This window comes from Streptomyces sp. NBC_00820, assembly GCF_036347055.1.
In the GTDB taxonomy this organism is placed as follows: Bacteria; Actinomycetota; Actinomycetes; order Streptomycetales; family Streptomycetaceae; genus Streptomyces.
In genome coordinates, this window is sequence record NZ_CP108882.1 from 5,394,973 (window position 1) to 5,413,362 (window position 18,390).

At 70.9% G+C, this 18,390-nt stretch carries 19 protein-coding genes and 1 pseudogene; 11 read left to right on the forward strand and 9 right to left on the reverse strand.

Going from position 1 to position 18,390, the window contains the following annotated elements; genetic code table 11:
- Positions 1–14 precede the first annotated feature (14 nt).
- Positions 15–608, reverse strand: coding sequence for an N-acetylmuramoyl-L-alanine amidase (locus OIB37_RS24525; protein WP_330459758.1), 594 nt, complete (start codon positions 606–608; stop codon positions 15–17).
- A 346-nt stretch (positions 609–954) separates the two neighbouring features.
- On the opposite strand from OIB37_RS24525, the gene OIB37_RS24530 reads away from it, so the two are divergent.
- The 4 genes from OIB37_RS24530 (at position 955) to OIB37_RS24545 (ending at position 4,489) form a co-directional block, all read left to right on the forward strand.
- The gene (locus OIB37_RS24530; RefSeq protein ID WP_330459759.1) at positions 955–2,361 is read left to right on the forward strand and encodes a family 2B encapsulin nanocompartment shell protein; all 1,407 of its coding nucleotides are present in this window, start codon (positions 955–957) and stop codon (positions 2,359–2,361) included.
- Positions 2,362–2,473: 112 nt separating this feature from the next.
- Positions 2,474–3,643, forward strand: a complete 1,170-nt coding sequence (locus tag OIB37_RS24535; protein WP_330459760.1) for a family 2 encapsulin nanocompartment cargo protein polyprenyl transferase — start codon at positions 2,474–2,476, stop codon at positions 3,641–3,643.
- A gap of 244 nt (positions 3,644–3,887) precedes the next feature.
- A complete protein-coding gene (locus OIB37_RS24540) occupies positions 3,888–4,109 on the forward strand; it encodes a hypothetical protein (RefSeq protein ID WP_330459761.1) in 222 nt (73 codons plus the stop codon).
- 47 nt (positions 4,110–4,156) lie between these two features.
- The gene (locus OIB37_RS24545) at positions 4,157–4,489 is read left to right on the forward strand and encodes a DUF952 domain-containing protein (RefSeq protein WP_330459762.1); all 333 of its coding nucleotides are present in this window, start codon (positions 4,157–4,159) and stop codon (positions 4,487–4,489) included.
- 152 nt (positions 4,490–4,641) lie between these two features.
- Here the strand turns inward: OIB37_RS24545 and OIB37_RS24550 are convergent, their stop codons facing one another.
- Positions 4,642–4,857, reverse strand: coding sequence for a DUF6243 family protein (locus tag OIB37_RS24550; RefSeq protein ID WP_330459763.1), 216 nt, complete (start codon positions 4,855–4,857; stop codon positions 4,642–4,644).
- 506 nt (positions 4,858–5,363) lie between these two features.
- Complete coding sequence (gene sodN, locus OIB37_RS24555; protein WP_330459764.1) at positions 5,364–5,759, reverse strand: superoxide dismutase, Ni; 396 nt, start codon at positions 5,757–5,759, stop codon at positions 5,364–5,366.
- Between the two features lie 144 nt (positions 5,760–5,903).
- Here sodN and sodX point away from each other — a divergent pair, with 144 nt between their 5' ends.
- The gene (gene sodX, locus OIB37_RS24560; RefSeq protein ID WP_330461958.1) at positions 5,904–6,338 is read left to right on the forward strand and encodes a nickel-type superoxide dismutase maturation protease; all 435 of its coding nucleotides are present in this window, start codon (positions 5,904–5,906) and stop codon (positions 6,336–6,338) included.
- Here the strand turns inward: sodX and OIB37_RS24565 are convergent.
- The gene (locus tag OIB37_RS24565) at positions 6,242–6,871 is read right to left on the reverse strand and encodes a CGNR zinc finger domain-containing protein (RefSeq protein WP_330459765.1); all 630 of its coding nucleotides are present in this window, start codon (positions 6,869–6,871) and stop codon (positions 6,242–6,244) included. The two genes, sodX and OIB37_RS24565, sit on opposite strands and share 97 nt — an antisense overlap.
- Before the next feature lie 100 nt (positions 6,872–6,971).
- Here OIB37_RS24565 and OIB37_RS24570 point away from each other — a divergent pair, with 100 nt between their 5' ends.
- The 3 genes from OIB37_RS24570 to OIB37_RS24580 all read left to right on the forward strand — a co-directional run bounded on the left by OIB37_RS24570 (position 6,972) and on the right by OIB37_RS24580 (position 9,096).
- Entirely contained in the window at positions 6,972–7,739 is a 768-nt protein-coding gene (locus tag OIB37_RS24570) for a class I SAM-dependent methyltransferase (protein ID WP_443058197.1), read from the forward strand.
- A gap of 128 nt (positions 7,740–7,867) precedes the next feature.
- Positions 7,868–8,356 carry a SigE family RNA polymerase sigma factor gene (locus OIB37_RS24575; RefSeq protein WP_330459766.1) on the forward strand — a complete coding sequence of 163 codons (489 nt, stop codon included), beginning with the start codon at positions 7,868–7,870 and terminating at the stop codon, positions 8,354–8,356.
- The gene (locus OIB37_RS24580; protein ID WP_330459767.1) at positions 8,353–9,096 is read left to right on the forward strand and encodes a hypothetical protein; all 744 of its coding nucleotides are present in this window, start codon (positions 8,353–8,355) and stop codon (positions 9,094–9,096) included. Before OIB37_RS24575 ends, OIB37_RS24580 begins: the two co-directional genes overlap by 4 nt.
- 71 nt (positions 9,097–9,167) lie before the next feature.
- Here the strand turns inward: OIB37_RS24580 and OIB37_RS24585 are convergent, their stop codons facing one another.
- From OIB37_RS24585 to OIB37_RS24595, 3 genes are read right to left on the reverse strand one after another with little or no spacing between them, the layout of a single operon-like run.
- Positions 9,168–9,920: an amino acid ABC transporter ATP-binding protein gene (locus tag OIB37_RS24585; RefSeq protein WP_330461960.1), complete on the reverse strand. Its 753-nt coding sequence runs from the start codon at positions 9,918–9,920 to the stop codon at positions 9,168–9,170.
- Positions 9,921–9,970: 50 nt separating this feature from the next.
- On the reverse strand, positions 9,971–10,909 hold the full coding sequence (locus OIB37_RS24590) for an amino acid ABC transporter permease (RefSeq protein ID WP_330459768.1): 939 nt from the start codon (positions 10,907–10,909) through the stop codon (positions 9,971–9,973).
- 37 nt (positions 10,910–10,946) lie between these two features.
- Positions 10,947–11,906: an ABC transporter substrate-binding protein gene (locus OIB37_RS24595; protein WP_330459769.1), complete on the reverse strand. Its 960-nt coding sequence runs from the start codon at positions 11,904–11,906 to the stop codon at positions 10,947–10,949.
- Positions 11,907–12,507: 601 nt separating this feature from the next.
- On the opposite strand from OIB37_RS24595, the gene OIB37_RS24600 reads away from it, so the two are divergent.
- Both OIB37_RS24600 and OIB37_RS24605 read left to right on the forward strand, forming a co-directional pair.
- Positions 12,508–13,731, forward strand: a complete 1,224-nt coding sequence (locus OIB37_RS24600) for an NAD(P)-dependent malic enzyme (protein WP_330459770.1) — start codon at positions 12,508–12,510, stop codon at positions 13,729–13,731.
- Positions 13,732–14,001: 270 nt separating this feature from the next.
- A complete protein-coding gene (locus tag OIB37_RS24605) occupies positions 14,002–14,967 on the forward strand; it encodes a zinc-binding dehydrogenase (protein WP_330459771.1) in 966 nt (321 codons plus the stop codon).
- Positions 14,968–15,064: 97 nt separating this feature from the next.
- On the opposite strand, the gene OIB37_RS24610 is transcribed toward OIB37_RS24605, so the two are convergent.
- Positions 15,065–16,165 (reverse strand): PadR family transcriptional regulator, encoded by a 1,101-nt coding sequence (locus OIB37_RS24610; protein WP_330459772.1) that lies wholly within the window; start codon positions 16,163–16,165, stop codon positions 15,065–15,067.
- Between the two features lies 1 nt (position 16,166).
- Positions 16,167–17,237 (reverse strand): DUF4097 family beta strand repeat-containing protein, encoded by a 1,071-nt coding sequence (locus OIB37_RS24615; RefSeq protein ID WP_330459773.1) that lies wholly within the window; start codon positions 17,235–17,237, stop codon positions 16,167–16,169.
- Positions 17,238–17,407: 170 nt separating this feature from the next.
- Between OIB37_RS24615 and OIB37_RS36335 the strand changes: the two are divergent.
- Positions 17,408–18,214 (forward strand): annotated as a pseudogene (locus tag OIB37_RS36335) (hypothetical protein); the annotation flags it as partial.
- Positions 18,215–18,390 lie beyond the last annotated feature (176 nt).

Below are 18,390 nucleotides of genomic sequence, written 5' to 3' on the forward strand. Positions count from 1 at the left end.
GGCCGGGCGGGGCCTCAGTCCTTCAGGCGCTCCTCGATCCGGTCCCGCAGCCACGCCATCGTGAAGCCCCGCGGATCCACCTTGCCCGGCTGCCACTCCTTGTGGCCGATGACCGACCGCTGCGTCCAGCCGTGGTGGCGGCAGACGGCCGCGGCGACGCGGACGATCGCCTCCAGCTGCGCCTCGGGCCAGGGGTCCTCGCCGTCGCCGAGGTTCTCGCACTCGAAGCCGTAGAAGTGCCGGTTGCCGTCGGTGTTCGCCTCGTTGTCCGGCGGCAGCCGCTTCTCGGCGATCACCGCGCGCAGGACCTCGTCGTCGCCGAAGCCGGCGTGATTGGTGCGGCCGTAGCCCACCAGGTGGACCGTGCCGTCCTTGGTGATCACACCGTGGCACAGCGGGCCCGGCAGATCCGCGTGGCCGTCCCTGCAGAGCTCCACGGTGTGCGCGCTTCCCCGCGTCACCGTGTGATGGATCATGACACCGTGGACGGGCCCCCAGGGGCCCTTGTGGCTACGGTTGTGATGCCGCCAGTCGCCGACCTCGACGACCGTGACGGCTTCCGCCCTGAGCGCTTTCAGAAACCCGCTCGCGGACATGGGCAGAGCCATGACCGCCTCCTTCGTGCTGTGCCGGTGGCCGCTGGGCGCGGCCATCTCCTTGCCGGTGCTGTTCTCATCGACGCTTCTACCGAGAACCTGACGGCACCGACCACTCCGTTCGGACACCGTGCGAGCGAATCCGGACATGTCGCGGGTCGCGGGACCCCTGTGCAAGGTCCCTCTTTCTGCCCAGTAGTCGGATGATCCATTCCCGCTCTTTCGGGTAATAGTCCGGGCACGCTCCGTGATGGAAAGCTCGTCCCTGAGACCGGTGCCCGGGGAGATCCGGTACCGGGCGCCCGGTGCCGGACGTACGGCATACCGGGCGACGGCATACATGGGAGGGCATTTCGTTATGTCGGTAGGCGAAGAGGTCCGCACGGATCAGGGCAAGCCGCAGCAGTCCCTCGGTACGGCGGCGGCGCGGAACCTGGCCACCACGACCAAGTCCGTGCCCCAGATGCAGGAGATCAGCTCCCGCTGGCTGCTGCGCACTCTGCCCTGGGTCGACGTGCACGGCGGCACGTACCGGGTGAACCGGCGGCTGACCTACGCCGTCGGAGACGGCCGCATCACCTTCGTGAAGACCGGGGACCAGGTCGAGGTCATCCCGGCGGAACTCGGCGAACTGCCCGCGCTGCGGTCGTACGAGGACGACGAGGTGCTCACCGAGCTGGCCCGGCGCTGCCGGCAGCGCGACTTCGCGCCCGGCGAGGTCATCGCCTCCTTCGGCAGCCAGGCCGACGAGGTGTACCTGCTGGCACACGGCAGGGTCGAGACGGTCGGCACGGGACCGTACGGCGACGACGCGGTCCTCGGAGTCCTCGCGGACGGCGCCTACTTCGGCGATCAGTCGCTGCTGGACCCGGACGCCATCTGGGAGTACACCGCCCGCGCCGACACCGCCTGCACGGTGCTGATCCTCAGCCGTCAGGACTTCGAGCAGGTCGCCGAGCGCGCCGACTCGCTGCGCGGCCACCTCCAGGAGCTGCGTGCGATCCCCGAACAGCAGACCAACAAGTACGGCGAGAAGGCGGTCGAGCTGGCGGCCGGCCACTCCGGCGAGCCGGACATCCCGAACACCTTCGTCGACTACGACGCCCGGCCGCGCGAGTACGAACTGAGCATCGCCCAGACCGTGCTGCGCATCCACTCGCGCGTGGCCGACCTGTACAACCAGCCGATGAACCAGACCGAGCAGCAGCTGCGGCTCACGGTCGAGGCGCTGAAGGAGCGCCAGGAGCACGAACTGGTCAACAACCGGGAGTTCGGGCTGCTGCACAACTGCGAGTACGACCAGCGGATCCAGCCGCACGACGGCGTGCCCGGCCCGGACGACATGGACGAGCTGCTCAGCCGGCGCCGCAGCACCAAGATGTTCCTCGCCCACCCGCGCGCGATCGCCGCGTTCGGGCGCGAGCTGAACAAGCGCGGGCTGGTCCCGGAGAGCATCGACGTCGGCGGCAACCGCATCCCCACCTGGCGGGGCGTGCCGATCTACCCGTGCAACAAGATCCCGGTCAGCGCGGCCCGCACGACCTCGATCATCGCCCTGCGGACCGGTGAGGCCGACCAGGGCGTCATCGGCCTGCGCCAGTCCGGCATCCCGGACGAGATCGAACCGAGCCTGTCGGTCCGCTTCATGGGCATCAACGAACAGGCCATCATCAAGTACCTGGTGACGGCCTACTACTCGGCCGCCGTCCTGGTACCCGACGCGCTCGGCGTGCTGGAGAACGTCGAGATCGGCCGGTGGAGGTGACGTCTGCGCACTTCGCGGTCGTGTCCCCGCCCTCCGGGGCGGGTACACCCTCGGGGTATGCGTCCAGCCGGAGCGGACGCGCCTTCGTCCGCGGACTCCGCGAGGGGGAGCGATGGCCGAGTTCATGACGGGGACCAGACGGCGTGCGTCCGGGGCGAAGCGGTCCGACGACGCCGCGGGGGAGGAGCCCGCGCCACCGGGACCGCACGAGCGGCCGGAGCCGGGCGGTGACGCCGGCGCCGGCCCGCTCGACGGGCAGGAGGCGGCGGCCCTGCTGGAGCGGACCCGGGCCCTCGTCGACCCGGAGCTGCGCGCGGCCGTCGAGTCGCTGCCCGGATCCATGCGCCGGGTCGCGCTGTACCACTTCGGCTGGGAGCAGGCGGACGGCACTCCGGCCGCCGGCAACGCCGGCAAGGCGATCAGGCCGGCGCTCGTGCTCGCCGCGGCCGCCGCGCTGGGCGGACACGAGGCGAGGGTGGCGGCCGTGCGGGCCGCCGCCGCGGTCGAACTGGTCCACAACTTCACGCTGTTGCACGACGACGTGATGGACCGGGACACCACGCGCCGGCACCGGCCCACGGCATGGACCGTGTTCGGTGTACCCGACGCGATCCTCGCCGGGGACGCCCTCCAGGCGCTGGCCGTACGCCTGCTCGCGGAGGACCCGCACCCGGCGTCCACACCGGCCGCCGCCCGGATCGCGGACTGTGTGATGGAGCTGTGCGCCGGACAGCACACGGACACGGCCATGGAGCGGCGCACACCCGACACGGTCACCCTCGACGAGGTGCTCGTCATGGCCGAGGCGAAGACCGGCGCCCTGCTGGGCTGCGCCTGCGCCCTCGGCGCGCTGTACGCGGGCGCCGGGGACGAGGACGTGGCCGCGCTGGACGGCTTCGGCCGCCAGGCCGGCCTCGCCTTCCAGCTGATCGACGACGTGATCGGCATATGGGGCGATCCGCGGCACACCGGCAAGCCGGCCGGCGCGGATCTCGCGGTGCGCAAGAAGTCCCTGCCGGTGGCGGCGGCGCTCGCCTCCGGCACCCCGGCGGCGGCCGAACTGGCCACGCTGTACGGGAAACCGCACATCGAGGGGGACGGTGACGACATCGCGCGGACGACGCTGGCCGTGGAACAGGCGGGCGGCCGGGACTGGGCGCAGGCCGAGGCGGCCGACCGGATGGCCCTCGCGATGCAGGAGCTGGCCCGCGCGGTACCGGCCCCCGAGACGGCGGGCGGTCTGCTGGCGCTGGCGGAGTTCGTGACCAGGCGCAGCAGCTGAGGCCGCCCGCCCGGCACCCCGCCGAGACCCCGGAGCCTTCGGACCCGTGCGGTTCCTGACCCCGCACGGCCCCCGGAGGCTCCGGCCCGTCGGGCCCCGCACATCCCCACAGTGTGCGGGTCCCGACGCTCTGCGCACTCTGGCTCCCTGGCAGGCAGGCGGAGCGCGAGGCCCCGTCGGACGGCCGCCCCGTGCCAGACCGGCAGGGGGAGCGCCGGCACCCGGGCCGTCCTACCCTGGGGACATGGACAGGGAGGCCCACGTCTGTCCCGTCTGCGGACAGCCCGTCGACACGGTCGTGGGGCGGCACAAGACACTGGGTGCCTGGGTGCCCGTGTGGAAAGCCGGCCCGTGCCGCAACCCCGGCTGCGAGTCCTACGGCGAGACCTCCGCTCCAGCCGCACCGACGGCCGAGGAAGCGGAGCCGGAACCGGATCCGGACGGTCCCGTCGCCAAGCGGTCCTGAGCGCGGAGGCGGGAGTCCCGGTGCGGCCGAGGCCGTAGCGTGAGCCCATGCACAAGCCGCCGTACATCCTGCACATCACCGAGCGCTCCCTGTGGGAGACGGCCCGTGAGCGGGGCACCTACGAGGTGTCCACGCGCGGTCGCACCCTCCAGGAGGTGGGGTTCATCCACTTCTCCACCCGCGAGCAACTGCCCCGCGTCGCGGCCTTCTTGTACGGCGACCACGAAGGACCGGACGAACTGGTGGTGCTGGTCGTGGATCCGGCACGGCTGGAAGTGCCGGTGAGATACGAGGCCATGCCGCCGAAGGGCGAGGAGTTCCCGCACGTGTACGGCCCCGTGCCCGTGGACGCCGTGGTGGACGTGGAGCCCTGGGACTGACCACGCAGGCGCCGCCCGCGGGCGACGCGGCTGCCCCGAGTGGTCGGCAGAGCTGAGCGGGATTGGCCGCGCCCGGTACGGCAGCAGGGCCCGGACCGCGCGTCGCGGTCCGGGCCCTGCCCCGTGCGGTGCCGCCCTGCGGCGGCGGTGCGTCAGCTCTGTGCGGGTTCGTCGCCCGCCTGCCCGGTGCTCTCGGCTGCGTCTGTCTTCTCGCGCATCTTGCGTACCAGCTCCGCCTTCTTGTCCGCTGCGTTCTTGCGGTCGAGGTTGCGGTGCGGACCGTGGTTCTGCCGTTCGGCGCGGGACAGCTTCTTGCGCTGGCCGCCGCCCTGGCCCACGGGGTTGTTGATGTTCTTGCTGTCGGTCACGGGTTCTCCCGGTAATGATGTGAAGTGATCTACGGATCCACGGTGGGGGACGGGAGGCGACGTCGAAGGACGTCAGCAGAGGCCCGTCACGTTCTCACTCGTGAATCGGTGGCTGGAAGAACATGACAACGACGTTACCCGGTTCCGTCGGCCCCGCACGCCAGCCTTCCGTTGCCCTTCGACGCGACCATCGACCGTGCCCGCGCCCTCGTCGCCGACTGCATCGCCCGCCACGGCGCGTACGAGATCACCTGCCTCGGCGGGATCCTCGTCTGCCGTCGGTGAGTTCGGTCCAGCGGCGGCCAACTCGCGGCGGGCGGACCCGGTCGGCGAGGTCGGACACGCGCCCGACGCCATCGCGCTGCGGATCTACGCGCACCTGGGCCGGGAAAAAGAAGACCGCACCCGCTCCGTCAGGGACGCCGTGCTCGGCGTACTGCGGACCGGGTGCGGACAGCCAGGCGATGCGACCCGCGAAGCCGCAGGTCAGACAGCCTAGGTAAAGATCAAGCCTTCTTGGTCTCCCAGAAGATCTTGTCGATCTGGGCGATGTAGTCCAGCGCCTTCTGGCCCGTCGCCGGGTCGGTGGACGCCTTGGCCGCCGACAGGGACTTCACAGCCTCGTTGAGCAGGGTGTGCAGCTCGGGGTAGCTGTCGAAGTGCGGGGGCTTGAAGTAGTCGCTCCACAGCACGTCCAGGTGGTGCTTGGCGAGCTCGGCGCGCTGCTCCTTGATCACCGTGGCACGGATCTGGAAGTGCGGGTCGTCGTTGGCGGCCATCTTGTCCTGGATGGCCTTCACCGACTCCGCCTCGATGCGGGCCTGAGCCGGGTCGTACACACCGCAGGGCAGGTCGCAGTGTGCGCTGACCTTGACCTTGGGGGCAAACAGGCGGGAAAGCATGGAGCATTCCTTCCTCGTGATCGTCTTCTCAGGTGGGACATTACTCCCTGCGGGAGGGGTTTTCCCGAGTGCCCCCCAGGGCTTAGGACAAAAGTCCAGGGTGAGACTGAGACTGTGGAGGAACGGACCGGGGAGGTGCCGGGGATGCCGGAGCTGTCGCAGGAGACCGAGCGGGGGAGGGCGGTGGCGCCCTTCGGACTGGCTGAGGTGACGGGGCCGTCCATGGTGCCCACACTGCATCACGGGGACCGGCTGCTGCTGCAGTACGGGGCTCCGGTCAGGGCGGGCGACATCGTGGTGCTGCGCCATCCGTTCCAGCAGGACCTGCTGGTCGTCAAGCGGGCCGTGGAGCGGCGCGAGGGCGGCTGGTGGGTGCTCGGGGACAACCCGTACGCGGGCGGGGACAGCACCGACTACGGCGTCGTACCCGAGGAGCTGATCCTGGGGAAGGCGCGGTTGCGCTACCGGCCGCTCAGGAGCGATCAGCGTTCGCCGCTGGCGCTGGCGCGCTGGGCGTTCTCGGCCGCCAGGCCGCTGTTCTCCGGCCGGTCGGCCTCCAGGCGCTTGCGGGCCCGGTAGGCGGCCACGTTGGCGCGGGTCGCGCAGCGGTCGGAGCAGTAGCGCCGGGAGCGGTTCGTGGAGGTGTCCAGGTAGGCGTTGCGGCAGGGGGCCGCCTGGCACAGGCCGAGGCGGTCGACGCCGTACTCGGTCAGGTGGAAGGCCAGCCCCATCGCGGCGATGGCCGCGTAGCCGGCGGTCGCGTTGGACGGGTGGTCGGCCAGGTGCATGTGCCACAGGGGGCGGCCGTCGTCGTCGCGGTGGTCGTGGCCGGAGATCTGCGGGCTGACCGGGAACTCCAGCAGCAGGGAGTTCAGCAGGTCCACGGCCAGGGTCTCGTCGCCCTGGTCGGCCGCCTCGAAGACCGCGCGCAGCCGGCCGCGGACCGAGCGGAACCGGGTGACGTCGGCGTCGGTGACGCGGCGGCCCGCCGACGCGTTGCCGCCGAAGAGGTCACGGACGGCCTCGACCGAGGTCAGCGCGTCCTTGCCCCGGGCCGGCTCCTCGCTGTTGACGAGGCGAACCGCGTAATCCGAGTAATAGGCCAGTTCCACTTGTAGTCCTTACGGGGGCGCTCTATGGTCATGTCTGCGGTCGGGTAACAGTCGGTCGTGCTTCCAGGGTATTACGCGTGCGTGAGGGGACGGGATCTCTGTGACCATCAGTACCGGCACCACCGGCACCGACTGGGCCGCCTGGCAGGAGAGCTGGGACCGGCAGCAGGAGTGGTACATGCCGGACCGCGAGGAGCGGTTCCGGATCATGCTCGACATGGTCGAGGCGCTCGTCGGCACGGCACCGCGCGTGCTCGACCTCGCGTGCGGCACCGGCACCATCACGTCCCGGCTGCTGAGCCGCTTCCCGGAGGCCACCAGCACCGGCGTCGACCTCGACCCGGCACTCCTCGCCATCGCGCGGGGCACCTTCGAGGGCGACGGCCGCGTCTCCTTCGTCACCGCCGACCTCAAGGACCCCGACTGGACGACGGGACTGCCGTACGACTCCTACGACGCCGTCCTCACCGCCACGGCCCTGCACTGGCTGCACAGCGAACCCCTCGCGGCCCTCTACGGTCGGGTCGCGGGGCTGGTCCGCGACGGCGGTGTGTTCATGAACGCGGACCACATGATCGACGAGAGCACGCCCCGGATCAACGCCGCCGAGCGCGCGCAGCGGCACGCCGGCATGGAACGGGCCAGGCGGGACGGCGCCCTGGACTGGGCCGAGTGGTGGCAGCTGGCGGCGAAGGACCCGGTCCTCGCCGAACCGACCGCCCGCCGCTTCGAGATCTACGGCGAGCACGCCGACGGCGACATGCCGTCCGCGGCCTGGCACGCGCGGGTTCTTCGGGAGAAGGGGTTCGGGGAGGCCCGGGCGGTGTGGTGCTCGCCCTCGGACACGCTGCTCCTGGCACTCAGGTAGCCCCGGTCAGGCAGGGCGGAGGCGGTACGGAGAATTCGTACCGCCTCTGCTGCGTCCCCGGACGCTCCTCACCGCACTGGTACGGGTGAGACGGTCCGTACCCGGTGGACCGGCGGGAAGGGGGAGGGATGACGCGGGGCGCGGACGCGACTCTGCATGCCTTCGTCGAGGGCAGGCGCACGGCGCTGTTCCGCAGCGCCTACCTGTTGTGCGGCAACCGCGACGAGGCGGAAGACCTCGTCCAGACGACGCTGGTGAAGGTCGTCCTCGGTGCGCGCAGGCACGGCCGGCTGGAGAACCTCGAGGCCTACGCGCGCAGGACGCTGGTCAACACGTTCATCTCGGCCCGCCGCCGGTTCTGGCGGCGCGAGCAGGCGTACGGCGAACTGCCCGAGGTGCCGGGACGGCCGGTGGACAACGACACCGGCCTGATGGTGCGGGCCGCTCTCGCAGGGCTCGCGCCCAAACAGCGGGCGGTACTGGTGCTGCGCTACTGGGACGACCTCAGCGTGGCCGCCACCGCCGAACTGCTCGGGATGCGGGAGAGCACGGTCAAGAGCCACACGGCAAGGGGACTGGCGGCTTTGAGGGCCGCGGTGCTGGAGGAAAACGTATGAGTGACAACGACATGGCGGTACGGGAGTTGCTGGGGAGGGCCGTCGACGACGTGACGGTGCCGGCCGGCCGGGGCAGTGAGGCCGTCTTCGCACGGGTCTCGCGGCTGCGCCGGCGCCGGCGCGTGGCGGTGACAGGGGCGGTGGCCACGGCGGTCGCGACGGGGGTCGTCCTCGGGTCCGGCGGCCTGCCCGGAGCGGGGGGCCAGACCGTGGCCGCCTCGCCGACGGCCGGCGAGTTCGGCGGCGGCGCCGCCGGGTTCAGGAAGCTGCTGCCGTCCGGCGTCGGGAAGATCCGGGAGGTGTCCCTGATGAGGCTGATCAAGCAGGTGCCCAACGCGCCGCTGCCGAAGGACGTGGGGCCGTACGACGGCGACTACGCGGTGACCCGGGACGGGGGCACCGGATACATCGCCGTGCACGTCGTCAACAAGCCGAAGTCCGTCGACCCCGACCCCTGCCACGTCGGCAACGTGACACCGCCGGTGCTCAAGTGCACCACCGAGAAGGTGCCCGGCGGTCTGCTGACCATCTCGCTGGAACCCGCCCAGAAGGAAGCCCAGCCGTCGTACTCCGGCGAGACGCTGAAGGCGCGGCTGCTGCTGAAGGACGGCCGCGTGCTGTACATCCGGGACTGGAAGGGCTTCCTCGGCAAGGGCTCCCAGGGCCCGCTGCTCAAGACGTTCCCGCTGACCCGGTCGCAGCTGCGTGAGCTGGCGATGAAGCCGCAGCTGCTGCCGTAGGGACACACGCGAAAGGGGCGGTACGAGGATCCCGTACCGCCCCTTTCCGCACGCCCGTGCGCCCGGAGTGGCTACAGCACCTTGGACAGGAAGGACTGCGTCCGCTCGTGCTGAGGGTTGGTCAGCACCTCGCGGGGGTGGCCGGACTCGACCACCACGCCGCCGTCCATGAACACCAGGCTGTCGCCCACCTCGCGGGCGAAGCCCATCTCGTGGGTGACGACGACCATCGTCATGCCGGACTCGGCGAGGTCGCGCATGACGTCGAGGACGTCACCGACCAGCTCCGGGTCGAGAGCCGACGTCGGCTCGTCGAACAGCATCAGCTTCGGGTCCATGGCGAGGGCCCGGGCGATCGCCACACGCTGCTGCTGGCCGCCGGAGAGCTGGGAGGGGTAGTTCCCCGCCTTGTCCGCGAGGCCCACGCGCTCCAGGAGCTGCATCGCGCGCTCGCGGGCCTGGCTCCGGGCGACGCCCTTGACCTGGACCGGTGCCTCGATGACGTTCTCGGCCGCCGTCATGTGCGGGAACAGGTTGAAGCGCTGGAAGACCATGCCGATGTCCCGGCGCTTCATCGCGACCTCGCGGTCACGCAGCTCGTACAGCTTGTCCCCGTGCTGGCGGTAGCCGACCAGCTCGCCGTCGACGTACAGCCGGCCGGCGTTGACCTTCTCCAGGTGGTTGATGCACCGCAGGAAGGTCGACTTGCCCGAACCGGAGGGGCCGATGAGGCAGAACACCTCGCCCGGCTTCACCTCCAGGTCGATGCCCTTGAGGACCTCGACCTGACCGAAGGACTTGTGAACGTCCTCGGCCTTGACCATCGGGGTGGCGGACTTCGCCGGCACGGCGTCCGACTTGCTCAGCTTGTCGCTCACGCGCTCACCGCTCCCCTCGGACGGCCCAGGGACAGCAGGTTGGCCTTCACCTTCTGCCACGGGGTGGGCGGCAGCTGGCGGCTGGAGCCGCGCGCGTAGTACCGCTCGATGTAGTACTGGCCCACGCTCAGCACCGAGGTCATGATCAGGTACCAGGCCGCGGCGAGGAAGTACATCTCCACCGGGGCACCGGAGTTCTGGCCGATGTCCTGGGCGTAGCGGAACAGCTCGGGATACTGGACGGCCGCCACGAGCGAGGTCGTCTTCAGCATGTTGATGACCTCGTTGCCCGTCGGCGGCACGATCACGCGCATCGCCTGCGGGATGACGATCCGCCGCAGCGTCCTGCTGTGGCTCATGCCCAGGGCGTGGGAGGCCTCGGTCTGGCCCTCGTCCACCGCGAGCAGACCGGCCCGGCAGATCTCGGCCATGTACGCGGCCTCGTTCAGGCCCAGGCCGAGCAGCGCCGTCAGCAGCGGCGTCATGAAGTCGGACCAGTAGTTCTTGTAGATCGGACCGAGGTTGATGTACTCGAAGACCAGGCCCAGGTTGAACCACAGGAACAGCTGCACCAGCACCGGGGTGCCGCGGAAGAACCAGATGTAGAACCAGGCGATCGACGACGTCACGGGGTTCTTCGACAGCCGCATCACCGCGAGGACGATGCCGCCGACGATGCCGATCACCATCGACAGGACCGTCAGCAGGAGGGTCTTGCCGACACCGGTCAGGATCCGGTCGTCGAAGAAGTAGTCCGGTACCGCGTTCCAGTTGATCCTGCCCTGGCTGAACGCGTAGACGATCGCTCCGAGGAGCGCGATGGCGACGAGGGCGGAAACGTATCGCCCGTAGTGCCGGACCGGGATGGCCTTGATGGCCTCCTGGCCGGCCGGGGGAGTGTCCCGCTCCCCGGCCGTCTTCTCTGTGTCAGTCACGGGTATTGCCTCTCAGTGGCCGCTCGCGTTCCGCGGATCACTTGCCGCCGTTGACGACGGACTCCTTGACGGCGCCGTCCTGCGCGCCCCACTTCTGGAGGATCTTCGCGTACTCACCGTTCTTGATGATCGCGTTCATCGCGGCCTGGAGGGCGTCCCGCAGCTGGGTGTCGTTCTTGGCCACGGCGATGCCGTACGGGGCCGCCTCGACCTGGTCGCCGACGAGCTCGAAGTCCTTGCCGCCGCCGGAGGTCTTCACCGCGTAGGCGGCGACGGGGAAGTCGGAGGACGCCGCGTCCACGCCGCCCGAACGCAGCCGGGTCTGCGACTGCTGGTCGTCGTCGAAGGGCTCGATGGTGAGCTTCTTGCCCTTCGGACAGTTCTTGGCCTCCTGCTTGGCCAGGTCCTCGGAGACGGTGCCGCGCTCGACGGCGATCTTCTTGCCGCACAGGTCGGTCCAGGACGTGATGCCCTTGGTGTCGCCCTTGCGCGTGTAGATGGAGACGCCGGCGGTCAGGTAGTCGACGAAGTCGACGCCCTCGCCGACCTTCTTGCCGGTGTCCCCGTCGACGCCCTCCTGACGGTTCTTGTTGTCCGTCATGGCCGACATCGCGATGTCGTAGCGGCCCGAGCGCAGACCGGTGAGCAGGCCGTCGAACGTGCCGTTGTCGAACGTCAGCTTCACGCCGAGCTGCTTGCCCATGGCGGCCGCAAGCTCCGGGTCGAGGCCGGTGACGTTGCCGCTGGAGTCCTTGAACTCCACCGGGGCGTACGCGATGTCCGAGCCGACCTTGATCTCGCCCTTGTCGCGGATGGACTGGGGGAGCTTGTCGGCCAGCGGGGCGTTGTCCGTGGACGCGCTGCCGGAGTTTTCGTTCTTGCCCTTGGTCTGGTCACCGCAGCCGGTGAGCAGCAGGGCGCCTGCGACCGCGATCGCACCGACCGCAGCTAGCCGGGAGTGCGCGGCGGTCGTACGACGGGTGGAGCTGGCGGTCATCGTGGGTTCCTCCGGCGTATGGGAAGAGGTGCCGATGGGTCGACGAGAACACACACCATCGGGTGTCGCGACCTCGTGGGTTTACGGCATCTTGCCATTCGGACTACGCCATTCAGGGGTATCGCTATGTCAAAATCGGATAACGGGCGATCCCCGAACCGCAACAGGTCGGTACTCCTTGGTTCATCTCCGACCAACCGTGAATAGGAATCCAGCCCTCCGGCCGGAGAATCTCCGGCCATCTCAGGATGCGGACGGATGGACCGGCGCATTTGCGTCATTCGGGCCTCTGTGCACCGCGTTCCGGGACCGGTGTCACCCGGTGCCGTGAACCGGCCACCCGCCCGCCGGTGGCCGCGCCACCTGCCTGTGGCTTTGTGGTCCGTAGATGTGACCTTGGACCTAATGGACTCGTCGGCGGAGCCGTCCGTCCGGTAAGAAGGTTCTTTACACCCCTCATCCGGGGCTCAGGGCGCGTGTGCGGCGCGCCCGTCGCGTATGTGCTCGTGCGTAACGGCAATCGGGACATGCGCGGTGCCCGCCCACTCCTCACAAGGAGTGGTCGACCCTCAAACCATGCATACCTAAGGGGTAAAACAAAGTGGCAGCGGAGATCGTCAATCCTCGCAGCGACAGCGGTACGGATCAGGACCGCGGGGCCGAGCCCCTCGATTCCTTCGACCCGGTGTTCGCGCTGCACCGTGGCGGCAAGATGGCTGTGCAGGCCACCGTGCCGGTCCGCGACAAGGACGACCTTTCCCTCGCGTACACGCCCGGTGTGGCGCGCGTGTGCACCGCGATCGCGGAACAGCCCGAACTGGTCAACGACTACACCTGGAAGTCCAGTGTGGTCGCCGTCGTGACCGACGGTACGGCCGTGCTCGGGCTCGGGGACATCGGTCCCCAGGCCTCCCTCCCCGTGATGGAGGGCAAGGCCATCCTCTTCAAGCAGTTCGGCGGAGTCGACGCGGTGCCGATCGCGCTCGACTGCACGGACGTCGACGACATCGTCGAGACCGTCGTCCGGCTCGCTCCCTCGTTCGGCGGAGTGAACCTGGAGGACATCTCGGCCCCCCGGTGCTTCGAGATCGAGCGCCGGCTCCAGGAGCGTCTGGACATCCCGGTCTTCCACGACGACCAGCACGGCACGGCCGTCGTGACGCTCGCCGCGCTGCGCAACGCTGCGCGGCTGAGCCGGCGCGAGATCGGGCAGCTGCGGGCCGTCATCTCGGGCGCCGGCGCGGCCGGTGTCGCCATCGCCAGGATGCTGGTCGAGGCCGGCATCGGGGACGTCGCGGTCGCGGACCGCAAGGGTGTCGTCTCGGCGGACCGCGAGGACCTCACGCCGGTCAAGCGGGAGCTGGCCTCCTTCACCAACAAGGCCGGCCTCACCGGTTCGCTGGAGGACGCGCTCGCGGGCGCGGACGTCTTCATCGGCGTCTCCGGCGGTACGGTCCCGGAGCAGGCGGTCGCCTCCATGGCCGAGGGTGCCTTCGTGTTCGCGATGGCCAACCCGAACCCGGAGGTGCACCCGGAGGTGGCGCACAAGTACGCGGCGGTCGTCGCGACCGGGCGCTCGGACTTCCCCAACCAGATCAACAACGTGCTGGCCTTCCCCGGGATCTTCGCGGGCGCGCTGCAGGTGCGGGCCACGCGGATCACCGAGGGGATGAAGATCGCCGCCGCGGAGGCGCTGGCCGCCGTCGTGGGCGACGACCTCGCGGCCGACTACGTCATCCCGTCGCCGTTCGACGAGCGGGTCGCTCCCGCCGTGACCGCCGCGGTGGCCGCGGCCGCTCGGGCCGAGGGCGTCGCCCGGCGCTGATGCCGAGGTGAACTGAGGCGAACTGAAGTGGTCCCGTCCGGCTGGGCGGGACCACTTCTTTGCCTGGTTGCCCGGTTGCCCGGTTGCCCGGTTGCGTGGCCGGCCGGCCGGATGGTCGGCCGGCAGCCGCCCGCCCGCTCCTCCGGCGCGCGTGCTGCCGGGTCCTCCCCGACTGGCTTCGCGGTTCGCGCTTCGTGCTTCGCGCAAGAGGGCGTGTGTCACAGGCCGTTGCGGTTCCGTCGGCCGCGTGGCGCGCCTATGGTCGTGCCCATGTTCGCCGTCTATGCCGCCCGAATCGACCGCGACCAGCCGCTCTCCGGCCTTGAGTCGGGGGAGCGACCGGCCCCGGAGGCCCGCTCCGGCTGGAGCACTGTCGATGTCCGCGCCGCCTCCCTCAACCATCACGATCTCTGGTCTCTGCGGGGAGTGGGACTCCCCGAGGGACGGCTGCCGATGATCCTCGGGTGCGATGCCGCCGGGATCGACGAGGACGGCAACGAGGTCGTCCTGCACTCCGTCATCGGCCAGACCGGTCACGGGGTCGGCCCCGGCGAGCCCCGCTCCATCCTGACCGAGCGTTACCAGGGAACCTTCGCCGAGCAGGTCGCCGTACCCACCTGGAACATCCTGCCCAAGCCGAAGGAGCTGTCCTTCGAGGAGGCCGCCTGTCTGCCGACGGCCTGGCTGACGGCGTACCGGATGCTGTTCACCAACGCCGGGGTACGGCCCGGTGACTCGGTCCTCGTGCAGGGCGCGGGCGGGGGTGTCGCCACAGCCGCCATCGTGCTGGGCAAGGCGGCCGGCCTGCGTGTCTTCGCCACCAGCCGGGACGAGGCGAAGCGGAAGCGGGCCCTGGAGCTGGGCGCCGTGGAGGCCGTGGAGCCGGGCGCCCGGCTGCCGCAGCGGGTCGACGCCGTCATCGAGACCGTGGGCGCCGCCACCTGGTCCCACTCCGTGAAGTCCCTGCGGCCCGGCGGCACGATCGTCATCTCGGGTGCGACCAGCGGCGACCGGCCCTCGCACGCCGAGCTGACCCGGATCTTCTTCCTCGAACTGAAGGTCGTCGGCTCCACCATGGGCACCAAGGAGGAACTGGAGGACCTGCTCTCCTTCTGTGCCGCGACCGGCGTACGGCCCGTCATCGACGAGGTGCTGCCCATGGACCGGGCCCGCGAGGGCTTCGAACGGATGGCCTCCGGCGAGCAGTTCGGGAAGATCGTGCTCACCAACCCCTGACCCTTGCCAGGCGTCGGAGAAGCGGCTTCACGACCGCCTCTCCGGCAACTCCCGTCCCTTCCGCCGCACCGGCCGCGCCCGCCGCACCCGCCGGGGCTCAGACCTTCGGGTGGCGCAGTATCGCCCCGATCTGGGCCGCCGCCGTCGACAGACGGCCACGGGCGTCGCGGAGCTGGTCGTCGGTGACGCCGTGGTCGCGTGCCGCGTCGCGGATGTCGTCACGGAAGCGGTCCAGCAGACGGTCCAGGTCCCGGGCCGGGTCGCCCGTGGGGTGCTCGTGCGTCCAGGATGGCTCGTACTCCGCCGGGAAGTCCTCCGCTGTGGCGGAGTACTCCGGGGCGGCGGAGTGTGCCGGTGCCGGTCCGGTGCCGGGTCCGGGGGCGGGGGCGGACTTGCGGAAGTCCGTGACGGGCTCCTCCGCAGTGCGTCCGGCGTCCCGGCCCTTGCCGAACTCCTTGCCGAACTCGCCGAACTCCTTCGCCAGTTCGGTCAGCCCTTCGCGCACGCCGGTCGGCCAGTCGCCGCGGGTGAAGTGGTCCTGCACGCGCTCCTGGACCTGGCGGGCGATGCGCTGCACCTCCTCCTGCGCCTGGGCCCGCGCCCGCGTCTGGGCCTCCTGGGCGTGGCGGCGCGCCCGCTGGGCCTCCTCGCGCGCCCGGCGGCTCTCGTCCTTGGCCCGCCGGGCCTGCTCCTTCCACTCCTGCTTGACCCGGCGCATCTCCTCCTTGGCGGCCTGCCAGGCTTCGTGCTCCCCCCGGTCGCCGTACTCCCCGAAGGAGCCCGCCCGGCCGGCGCCCGCCGTGGCGCCCTTGCGGGCCTCGGAGGCGGCCGCGCGCATCTCGCGCCGCAGGTCGCCGGCCGCGCCGCGCACGTCGGCCTTGATCTCGGCGGCGAGTTCCGCGACCGACTCGCGGATCTCCAGCTCCAGGTCGGCCAGCTCACCGCTGCGGTCGGCCAGTTCGGCGCGGCCGGCGTCGGTGATCGCGTACACCTTGCGGCCGCCCTCGCTGGTGTGCGTGACCAGACCCTCGGCCTCCAGCTTGGCCAGGCGGGGGTACACCGTGCCGGCCGACGGGGCGTACAGGCCCTGGAAGCGCTCTTCGAGCAGCCGGATCACTTCGTAGCCGTGGCGCGGCGCCTCGTCCAGCAGCTTGAGCAGGTAGAGGCGGAGGCGGCCGTGAGCGAAGACGGGAGGCATGTCAGAGCACCTTCTTCTCGGTCGTGCCGTCGGCCGGAGCGCCCGTGGCGTCCGTGCTCTGGCTGGAGACGGAATTGTCCCCCGGGCCGGCCTGGGCTCCGGGCATCGGGTCGCTCGCCGGGGAGGCCGCCCGGTCGTCCGCGTGCGGCGAGGGGGCCTCGGGTGCGGGGGTGGTCGGGGGTGCGGACGGAGGCGCCGCCGGGGGCTCGGTCCCGCCGGGGGTCTCGTCCTTCCAGCGGGGCTTGTCCTTGCCGGGGGTCTCGTCCTCGTCATTCGGGCGGCGGAGCAGGGCGATCGAGCCGGAGACCGTGGTGGCCCTGAGCTTGCCGTTGCCCGGGCCGAGGCGGCCGGTGACCTTGTGGGCGCCCCACTGGCCCTGCACCCGCAGGTCCTCGAAGGCGTTGGAGATGGTGCCGCTGGCGGTGTTCGCCTCGACCTCGGCGTCCGCCGGGTGTGGCAGGCGGATGGCGATCTCGCCGGAGACGCTGGTCAGCCGGATGTCGGTGGGGCCGTCCGGGTCCAGGTCGATGATCATGGAGCCGCTGACGGAGTCGGCGCGGACGGTCGAGCCCGAGCCGTCGATCACGGTCAGGTCGCCCGAGACCGAGTTGAAGCGCAGGCCGCCGGTGACGGCCTGGGCCTCCAGGTTTCCGGACACGGTGTCCGCGCGGACCGGGCCGGAGACGCCGACGAGGGCCGTGTCGCCGGTGACCCCCTTGACCACCGAAGGGCCGCGGATGCCGGAGACGACCGCGCCGGCGCCGACCACTCCCACCTCCACACGAGTGTCGGCGGGCACCGCGAGGGAGACGACGGCGCTGCGCCGCCAGCCCTTGCGGTCGAGCCACTTGAGGAACCCCTTCCAGGGCAGGTCCTCGTAGGCCACCGTGAGCGTGCCCGCCTCCTGCGTGACGATCAGGGGCGGCCCCTCGATGTCCGAGACCTCCAGGCGCGCGGAACCTTCGTCCGTGCCCACGACGTTCACCGTTCCGTTGACGATGCGCACGTGCAGGTCGCTCACGGGGGTGTCGAAGGTGAGCTTCTGGGGTTCGGCGACGGACCACTCGGACATGGGTGCCTCCTCGGCGCGACACGGTCCCGACACGCCATATCGTGTCTTCCGTGAAACACGATATATCGTGGTCGCGGAAAGTCAAGACACTCGTTTGTGCGAGAGCTTTCGCCCCTTGCCGGGCGGTATGCCGGTGTATTGCCTAGCGTGTGATCATGCCGACGGATGCGATGCGTGGTGGGTCAGGGGCGGCAGCGGCCGCCGGGGCCCTGCTGCTGTGCCGGGCCGGACCGGAGGCCGTCGCACCCGTCGCCCCGCTCCTGCGGGAGCGGATGGTGCTCACGCGCGCGGGCCGGAAGTGGAGCGTGCTCGTGCCCGAGGGGCGGCCGTGGTGGTCGTGGCGGGCGGAGGAGAGAGCGGAGCGCGGCGGACGTGACGGGCGTGGGGGACGCGGGGGGCGTGGAGGGCCCGCGGGGCGTGGGGGAGGTGAGGGTCGTTCGAGTGGTGCCGGTGGTGCGAGCGGCGGCGATGGTGCCGGTAGTGCCGGCGGTACGGGTGGTTCCAGTGGTTCCAGTGGTACGGGTGGTGAGTCGGTCGACCGGGTGGCCGCCGGCTGGGCCGTCGCACTCGCCGTCGGTTCGTCGTGGCCCGTGCTCGCGCTGTGGTGGGCCGCCGGACGGGCCGGCTTCGTCCTCGCCTCCGGCTTCCGGCGCCCCGTCGCCTACGACTGGTCGGCCGACGGCACCCCCGCCGGGGAGGACGAGGCGATGCGGACCCTCGCGGCGCGCCTCGGCCTCGATCCCGTCTTCGACGTGCAGTCCCTGGACCGGCTGACCGCGCCGGACTCCGGCGCCGACGCTCTGGCACGGCTGCGCGGCCTGGTCGCCGTCATCACGCGCGCGGGCGTGGTCCTGCCGCCCGGGCTGACACCGGGCACGCCCGCCGGACAGCTGCTGCACGCCGCGGCCCGCGCGCCGGGCGGAACGCGCTGGATCGCGGGAGAGGGCTGGCGGGAGGCCGTACGAGCGGACTTCGGGCCGGGTGACGACGGCCACCTCGCCGGGTCCGGGGAAGGCACGCACCGCGGGGCCGGGGAGAGTGACGGTCCAGGGGTGGAGCGCGCCGGTCCAGGGGTGAAGGGCGGCGGTTCTGGAATGGAGGGTGGCGGTTCAGGTTCAGGAGTGAGGCAGGGCGGACCGCGTCGGATGTACGA

Bases quoted from the DNA above. Each gene is read 5' to 3' on its own strand.
- OIB37_RS24525 (WP_330459758.1), bottom strand. From the start codon at position 608: ATGGCTCTGCCCATGTCCGCGAGCGGGTTTCTGAAAGCGCTCAGGGCG.
- OIB37_RS24530 (WP_330459759.1), top strand. From the start codon at position 955: ATGTCGGTAGGCGAAGAGGTCCGCACGGATCAGGGCAAGCCGCAGCAG.
- OIB37_RS24535 (WP_330459760.1), top strand. From the start codon at position 2,474: ATGGCCGAGTTCATGACGGGGACCAGACGGCGTGCGTCCGGGGCGAAG.
- OIB37_RS24540 (WP_330459761.1), top strand. From the start codon at position 3,888: ATGGACAGGGAGGCCCACGTCTGTCCCGTCTGCGGACAGCCCGTCGAC.
- OIB37_RS24545 (WP_330459762.1), top strand. From the start codon at position 4,157: ATGCACAAGCCGCCGTACATCCTGCACATCACCGAGCGCTCCCTGTGG.
- sodN (WP_330459764.1), bottom strand. From the start codon at position 5,759: ATGCTTTCCCGCCTGTTTGCCCCCAAGGTCAAGGTCAGCGCACACTGC.
- sodX (WP_330461958.1), top strand. From the start codon at position 5,904: ATGCCGGAGCTGTCGCAGGAGACCGAGCGGGGGAGGGCGGTGGCGCCC.
- OIB37_RS24575 (WP_330459766.1), top strand. From the start codon at position 7,868: ATGACGCGGGGCGCGGACGCGACTCTGCATGCCTTCGTCGAGGGCAGG.
- OIB37_RS24580 (WP_330459767.1), top strand. From the start codon at position 8,353: ATGAGTGACAACGACATGGCGGTACGGGAGTTGCTGGGGAGGGCCGTC.
- OIB37_RS24585 (WP_330461960.1), bottom strand. From the start codon at position 9,920: ATGGTCAAGGCCGAGGACGTTCACAAGTCCTTCGGTCAGGTCGAGGTC.
- OIB37_RS24595 (WP_330459769.1), bottom strand. From the start codon at position 11,906: ATGACCGCCAGCTCCACCCGTCGTACGACCGCCGCGCACTCCCGGCTA.
- OIB37_RS24605 (WP_330459771.1), top strand. From the start codon at position 14,002: ATGTTCGCCGTCTATGCCGCCCGAATCGACCGCGACCAGCCGCTCTCC.
- OIB37_RS24610 (WP_330459772.1), bottom strand. From the start codon at position 16,165: ATGCCTCCCGTCTTCGCTCACGGCCGCCTCCGCCTCTACCTGCTCAAG.
- OIB37_RS24615 (WP_330459773.1), bottom strand. From the start codon at position 17,237: ATGTCCGAGTGGTCCGTCGCCGAACCCCAGAAGCTCACCTTCGACACC.